This window comes from Streptosporangium sp. NPDC049644, from assembly GCF_040675205.1.
Classification (GTDB): Bacteria; Actinomycetota; Actinomycetes; order Streptosporangiales; family Streptosporangiaceae; genus Streptosporangium; species Streptosporangium fukuiense.
Genome location: NZ_JBFAOJ010000068.1, coordinates 14,043 through 20,391 on the forward strand (window position 1 = coordinate 14,043; position 6,349 = coordinate 20,391).

The following is a 6,349-nucleotide window of genomic DNA, read 5'->3' on the forward strand; positions in this document are numbered from 1 at the left end:
GTTCCCGAAACGAGCGGGAGCCTATGTGCCGTGTCGTCGGAGGTTCGACTCCCGGGTGATCCGCGAGCGAATCCCAGATGGTCGTGACAGGTGGTTCCGCTGGCAGGACTCCTCATTTCGAGGAGCGTGGTTCTGGTGAGGTGTGGTCATGGTAACGGGTAAGGTCATCAGCTTCGACGAATTTCGCGGGTTCGGTTTCATCGCTCCGGACCCGGGCGGCGAAGATGTTTTCATGCATGTCAACGACTTTGATGGCGACAAGCGTCTCATCTCGATCGACACGCGGGTCGAATTCCTGGTCGAGAACGGCGGCAAGGGGCTGAAGGCATCCCGGGTCCGCATGCTCGACCGGCCCGGCGGACCGAGTCTCCCCCTGTCCCCCATGCCGAAGTCCACACCGACGCCCGCGTCGATCGCGACGGCGTCACGGGAACCGGCCACCCCCGCACCCGATCGTCAGGGCAACGACACCGGCTTCTGTGACGTGCTGTCCGCCAAGGACCTGACGCGGGAGGTCACGGAAGCCGTGCTCGCGGCCGTGCCGACGATGACGGCGGAGCAGATCCTGAGCGTTCGCAGATGCCTCGTCGACCTCGCCCGGACACACGGCTGGGTCGATGAGTAGCGTTCGCGGGCCGTCGGCCCCAGGGAGGCTCGATTCCCGCCGTGGGCGCACCGTCAGCGTCCTCGCGGTCGCGATGGTGTCCGATCGGATTACTCGTCCGCGGTCCTGAAAGGAAAGTGCATGTCCAGGCGCGCGCTGATCACCGGTATCACCGGTCAAGACGGCTCCTATCTGGCTGAGCATCTGCTGTCCCTGGGATACCAGGTCTGGGGACTGATCAGAGGGCAGGCCAATCCCCGCAAGTCCCGCATCAGCCGCCTTGTCAGCGACCTGTCGTTCGTCAACGGAGACCTGCTCGACCAGGGGAGTCTGGTCACGGCGGTGGACAAGGTGCAGCCCGACGAGGTGTACAACCTCGCCGCCATCTCCTTCGTCCCGATGTCCTGGCAGCAGGCCGAGCTGACCGCCGAGGTCAACGGCATGGGCGTGCTCCGGACACTGGAGGCGATCCGCCTGGTGTGCGGGCTGGACAAGTCCCGTAACGACAGCAGTGGTCAGATCCGCTTCTACCAGGCGTCGTCCTCGGAGATGTTCGGCAAGGTCGTGGAGAGTCCGCAACACGAGACGACGATCTTCCATCCGCGCAGCCCCTACGGGGTGGCGAAGACCTACGGCCATTTCATCACCCGGAACTATCGCGAGTCGTTCAACATGTACGGCGTCTCCGGCATCCTGTTCAACCACGAGTCGCCGCGCCGGGGCGCGGAATTCGTGACGCGAAAGATTTCCCTCGGTGTCGCCCAGATCAAACTCGGCCTGCAGGACAAGCTGTATCTGGGAAATCTCGACGCGGTCCGCGACTGGGGGTTCGCCGGCGATTACGTCCGCGCGATGCATCTCATGCTGCAGCGGGACGAACCCACCGACTACGTCGTGGGCACCGGCTGCATGCACTCGGTGCACGACGCCGTACGAATGGCCTTCGAGTACGTCGGACTGAATTGGCAGGACCACGTCGTCATCGACCCGGGGCTGGTGCGTCCCGCCGAGGTGGAGACCCTCTGCGCCGATCCGAGTCGCGCCAGGGCCGAACTCGGCTGGGAGCCGACCGTCGGTTTCGAGCAACTCATGCACATGATGGTGGAGTCCGATCTCCAGAACGCCTCGCGCGAGCGGGAGTTCGGAGACCTCATCCTCGCATCGAGCTGGTGAGCTCACCGGAGCTCTCATACGACCGTCCGGCCGTCCCTGTGTCAGGGCGTATGAGGAGAAACGATCCATGAAACACAGGTACCGGCAAACTCCAACCGTTATGTGAGGCTCAGGGATGAGTGAAGTGGAAGATGCTCGTCTGGGGGTTCTGGGGGCCGGGGTGATGGGCACCGGGATCGCCGTCGTGGCGATCGGCCACGGTATCCCGGTCGTGCTCGTCGACGTGTCGGAGGACAGGCTCGCCGACGCCCGGCGCCGTGTCGACACCCAGCTCCGGCACGCGCGGCTCATGGGCGTGGTGCCGGCGGAGGGGCCGGTGGCCGCTCTGACGACGGCCACGGAGCTTGAGGCCGTCGCCGGCGCCACCGCGGTCATCGAGGCGGTCACCGAGGACGCCGAGATCAAGGCGAAAGTGCTGGGCGAGGTGTCGAGGCTGGTCAAGACCGGCACGCCGCTGGTCTCCAACACCTCGGGCATCCCGATAGGGGAGCTGGAGAGATTCGTCGACCGCTCGGACGAGCTGGTCGGCATCCATTTCATGAACCCGGCCTACCTGATCACGATGGTGGAGGTGATCAGAGGCGACCGGACGAGCGACGAGACCATGACCGCGGTCACCGGGCTGCTGGCGCGGATGGGGCGCCGCGGGATCGTCGTCCGGGACGCCCCGGGGTTCGTCACGAGCAGGCTCCTCCACCCCATGATCAACGAGGCGGCGCGGATCGTCGCGGCCGGCGTGGCCACCGCCGAGTCGGTCGACGACCTGATGCGAGGCTGCCTCGGGCATCCCACCGGACCCCTGCGCACGGCCGACCTGATCGGACTGGACAACCTGGCCGACGCGCTGCGAATGCTGTGGGAGCGCACCGGCAACGCGAGTTTTCAGCCCTGTGAGCTGCTACTGGAAAAGGTGGCCGCAGGACATCTCGGACGCAAGTCCGGTAAGGGCTTCTACGACTACGAGAAGGTGCTCTCGTGAACACGGAATCAGAAGAGATGGTCCAGCCGACCCTCGACAGTGTCCATCGGCGGATCCGGGGGTTCCTCGAAGAGCGGATCAAGACGGACGTCGCCGTCGACAAGGATCTGTTCGCCTCCGGGCTCGTCAACTCGATGTTCGCCATGGAACTGGTCGTCTACCTGGAACAGGCGTACGGCATCGCCATCGTCGGGGAGGACCTGAAGCTCGACAACTTCCGCACCGTCGAGCAGATGACGTCCCTCGTGCTGCGGCTGCTCGACACACCGGTGGCGGACCGTGGCTGAGTGGCGCGCCGACGCGTGCGAAGGGGTCACCCAGCTGGTCGGGGACCAGGCCCCGGCCTGGGACCTCGCCGGCGTCCTCCCCACCGAGACGCTCCGGGCCCTCGGCAAGCAGGGCCTGCTGTGCGCCGAGGTGCCGGTCGAATACGGCGGCATCGGCGCGGACAGCTCGGACAACGGCGCCTTCACCGCACACGTGGGCAGCCTGTGCAGTTCCCTGCGCAGTGTGATGACGTCACAGGGAATGGCGGCATGGACGATCAGGCGGCTCGGTGACGCCCGCCAGCGGCAGGAGTACCTGCCCAGGCTGACCGGTGGGGAGCTGGCCGCCGTCGCCTTCAGCGAACGTGACGCCGGCAGCGACGTGACGGCGATGGCCACCGAGATACGCGCCGACGGCGACACGGTGGTGGTCGACGGGCGGAAGGCGTGGACCACCGTGGCCCGCTACGCCGATTCGATCGTCGTATTCGGACGGTACGGGGACGCCGGCGCCGCCGTCGTCGTGCCCGCCGACGCTCCGGGAGTCACCATACGGCCGGTGCCCAACCCGAGCGGCTGCCGGGCCGCCGGGCACGCCGACGTCAGCCTCGACGCCGTCCGGCTGCCCGCGAGCGCCGTGCTCGGCGGCGGCGGACAGCAGCTCCAGTTGCTGGTCACCACGGCGCTGGCCTACGGCCGGATATCGGTGGCCTGGGGCTGCGTCGGAATCCTGCGTGCCTGCCTTTCGGCGGCGGGCTCGCACGCGAGGACCCGCCGGCAGTTCGGCCGGCCGCTGGCGGAGCACCAACTCGTGGCCCGGCACCTCGCCGAACTCATGGCGGCCGAGCAGGCGGCGACCCGGGTCTGCGAGCACGCGAGCCGTTGCTGGGACGCGGGGTCGCCGGAGATGGTGATCGCCACGGTCCTGGCCAAGTACGTCGGCTCGACCGAGGCCGCGCGCGGCGCGGCGGCGGCCGTACAGGTGCTGGCGTCGGCGGGGGCACAGGACGGCCACGTGGTGGCACGGGCCTACCGGGACGCGAAGCTCATGGAACTCATCGAGGGCAGCACTGAGATCTGCCAGCTCATTCTCGCCCAGCACGCCGTCGCGCAGTCGCGCTGACCGAGACGAGGAGGACAGGTGCCCGACAAGACCGCGATGGTGAAATGCCTGGTGTGGGATCTGGACAACACGCTGTGGCAGGGGACCTTGCTGGAGGACGACGAGATCAGGCTGCCGGAGTCCGTCCGTGAACTCATCCGGGTGCTCGACTCCCGGGGCGTCCTGCAGTCCGTCGCGAGCAAGAACGATCATGACCATGCCTGGGCGAAGCTTGAGGAGCTGGGCATCGCGGAATACTTCGTGCTGCCCCACATCAGCTGGTCGCCCAAGTCCGGCTCGATCCGGCGCATCGCGGAGGAGCTGAACTTCGCCCACGGCGCGGTGGCGTTCGTGGACGACCAGGCCGCGGAGCGGGCCGAGGTGGCGTTCCATCTTCCCGACGTACGGTGCTACTCGGCCGATCAGGTCGCGGAGCTGGCCGGACTGCCGGAGTTCAGCCCGGAGACGGTGACCGAGGACGCCAGGTGCCGGCGGGAGATGTACCAGGCCGGTTTCCGGCGGCAGGCCGCGAAGTCCGGCTTCACCGGTCCGGACGAGAAGTTCATCCGCTCGCTCGACCTGGTGATGCGCATCGAGCACGCGACCGTGGAGCACCTCGCCCGCGTCGAGGAGCTGACCCTGCGCACCAGCCAGATGAACGCCACCGGCGTGCACTACTCACAGGAGACGCTGGTCCGGCTGCTCGACGACCCCCGGCACCACGTCCTGGTCACCTCGTTGAGCGACCGTTTCGGGCCGCACGGCGCGGTCGGGGTCATCCTGCTGGAACTGGGCACGGATGTGTGGCACCTGAAGCTGCTCGCCACGTCGTGCCGGGTGGTGTCCTTCGGCGCGGGCGCGGTGATCCTGCGCTGGCTGGTCGACCAGGCCGCGCGCGCCGGCGCGCACCTGGTGGCCGACTTCCGCCGGACCGACCGCAACCGGATGATGGAGATCGCCTACCGGTTCAGCGGGTTCGGCGGCGAGACCTGTCCGTGTCTGGAGAGGCTGCCCGTCTCCGACGTCGGCGGCCTGGAACGGCTTCACCTCGTCCCGACGCCGCAGGACCCGCCCGCCACGATGGACCTCATCGCACCGGATCTCGGGTCCTCGCCTGAGATCCGGTTCTCAGATGTCCTCAGTCCTTCGCCCGTCGCCTAGCAGGGTGGTTCCGCCGGGCCTTTCTTGCGTACCAGGGTGATGCCGTCCGCCATCGGCAGCAGTGAGATGTCCACCCGGCGGTCCTCCCGGAGGAGGGCGTTGAACCCGCGGATGGCGTCGGTGTCCGCGTCCTGTGCCGCCGGGTCGGCGACCTTGCCGAAGAACAGGGTGTTGTCCACCACGATGAGCCCGTTGTCCTTGAGCAGCGCGAGGCCGGCCTCGTAGTACTTCGGATAGTTCGGTTTGTCGGCGTCGATGAACACCAGGTCGACCGACCCCGGCCCCTCGTCGACCAGCAGTGCGGCGAGGGTGTCCGACGCGTCGCCGATCCGCAGGTCGACCCGGTCGAACACGCCGGCTCGTCTCCAGTAGGGCACTCCGAAGCGGGGCCACCGCTCGGTGATGTCGCAGGTGATGACGCGGCCTCCGGGAGCGACCGCGCGGGCCAGGCAGAGCGTGCTGTAGCCGGTGAAGGTGCCGACCTCCAGCACGGTCCGCGCGGAGGTGAGCCGGGCCAGCAGTCCCAGCAGTTGCCCCTCCTCGGCCATGACCTGCATCGCCCTGCCCGCGGGCAGGGCCGCGGTCTCCTCCCGGAGGGAGCGGAGGATCTCGTCCTCCCGCGACGACATCTCGTGAACGTAGTCTGACAACTCTGATGTGATCTGAAGCTGACCGGCCATTGCGCGAGCGTAAGGTCCCGCGCGCTGGTCATTTCCCCAGAGTCACGGACCACCTGGGCTTACGGCCCGCGCACCCGCCGGATCACAGGGCCGATGTCAGGAAGGTGACCGGCCGGGACGGTGCCGCGGTTACTAATGATTTTCAGGGAGCGCCGGGCTGAGACTGGGCCGATGTGGATGGAGCCTGTGAACTCGACGCGGCGATATGAGGCCGGATGGTGTGGCGCGCGGTGTCGGTGAAGGCGCCAAACCCCTGACCCCTCGCCCCCGTACCTTCCTGCCAGGCACGGATCCGTGTGTTCCCGCCGGCGAAGCGCACATGGCGGCGTTGTGATCGCCCGAGTTGATGAGTTCGTGCCGGTCGTCGAAAAGGGTTGAGCTGAT

Annotated in this window: 7 protein-coding genes; 6 read left to right on the forward strand and 1 reads right to left on the reverse strand. The window is 67.6% G+C overall.

Features of this window, described 5'->3' with window-relative positions:
* Positions 1–148: 148 nt before the first annotated feature.
* From AB0J58_RS30595 to AB0J58_RS30620, 6 genes are all read left to right on the forward strand, one after another.
* Complete coding sequence (locus AB0J58_RS30595) at positions 149–625, forward strand: cold shock domain-containing protein (RefSeq protein ID WP_364222226.1); 477 nt, start codon at positions 149–151, stop codon at positions 623–625.
* Positions 626–745: 120 nt separating this feature from the next.
* On the forward strand, positions 746–1,777 hold the full coding sequence (locus AB0J58_RS30600) for a GDP-mannose 4,6-dehydratase (protein ID WP_355563510.1): 1,032 nt from the start codon (positions 746–748) through the stop codon (positions 1,775–1,777).
* Positions 1,778–1,901: 124 nt separating this feature from the next.
* Positions 1,902–2,756 carry a 3-hydroxyacyl-CoA dehydrogenase family protein gene (locus AB0J58_RS30605; RefSeq protein ID WP_364222198.1) on the forward strand — a complete coding sequence of 285 codons (855 nt, stop codon included), beginning with the start codon at positions 1,902–1,904 and terminating at the stop codon, positions 2,754–2,756.
* Complete coding sequence (locus AB0J58_RS30610) at positions 2,753–3,043, forward strand: acyl carrier protein (protein ID WP_364158047.1); 291 nt, start codon at positions 2,753–2,755, stop codon at positions 3,041–3,043. The genes AB0J58_RS30605 and AB0J58_RS30610 overlap by 4 nt, the downstream gene beginning before the upstream one ends.
* Positions 3,036–4,145 (forward strand): acyl-CoA dehydrogenase family protein, encoded by a 1,110-nt coding sequence (locus AB0J58_RS30615; protein WP_364222201.1) that lies wholly within the window; start codon positions 3,036–3,038, stop codon positions 4,143–4,145. The genes AB0J58_RS30610 and AB0J58_RS30615 overlap by 8 nt, the downstream gene beginning before the upstream one ends.
* Positions 4,146–4,163: 18 nt before the next feature.
* Complete coding sequence (locus AB0J58_RS30620) at positions 4,164–5,285, forward strand: HAD-IIIC family phosphatase (RefSeq protein ID WP_364222204.1); 1,122 nt, start codon at positions 4,164–4,166, stop codon at positions 5,283–5,285.
* Here the strand turns inward: AB0J58_RS30620 and AB0J58_RS30625 are convergent.
* Complete coding sequence (locus tag AB0J58_RS30625) at positions 5,282–5,914, reverse strand: class I SAM-dependent methyltransferase (protein ID WP_364222207.1); 633 nt, start codon at positions 5,912–5,914, stop codon at positions 5,282–5,284. The two genes, AB0J58_RS30620 and AB0J58_RS30625, sit on opposite strands and share 4 nt — an antisense overlap.
* Between the last annotated feature and the right edge of the window lie 435 nt (positions 5,915–6,349).

Excerpts from the sequence above, each read along its gene's own strand:
- AB0J58_RS30625 (WP_364222207.1), bottom strand. The coding sequence starts at position 5,914 with ATGTCGTCGCGGGAGGACGAGATCCTCCGCTCCCTCCGGGAGGAGACC.
- AB0J58_RS30600 (WP_355563510.1), top strand. The coding sequence starts at position 746 with ATGTCCAGGCGCGCGCTGATCACCGGTATCACCGGTCAAGACGGCTCC.
- AB0J58_RS30595 (WP_364222226.1), top strand. The coding sequence starts at position 149 with ATGGTAACGGGTAAGGTCATCAGCTTCGACGAATTTCGCGGGTTCGGT.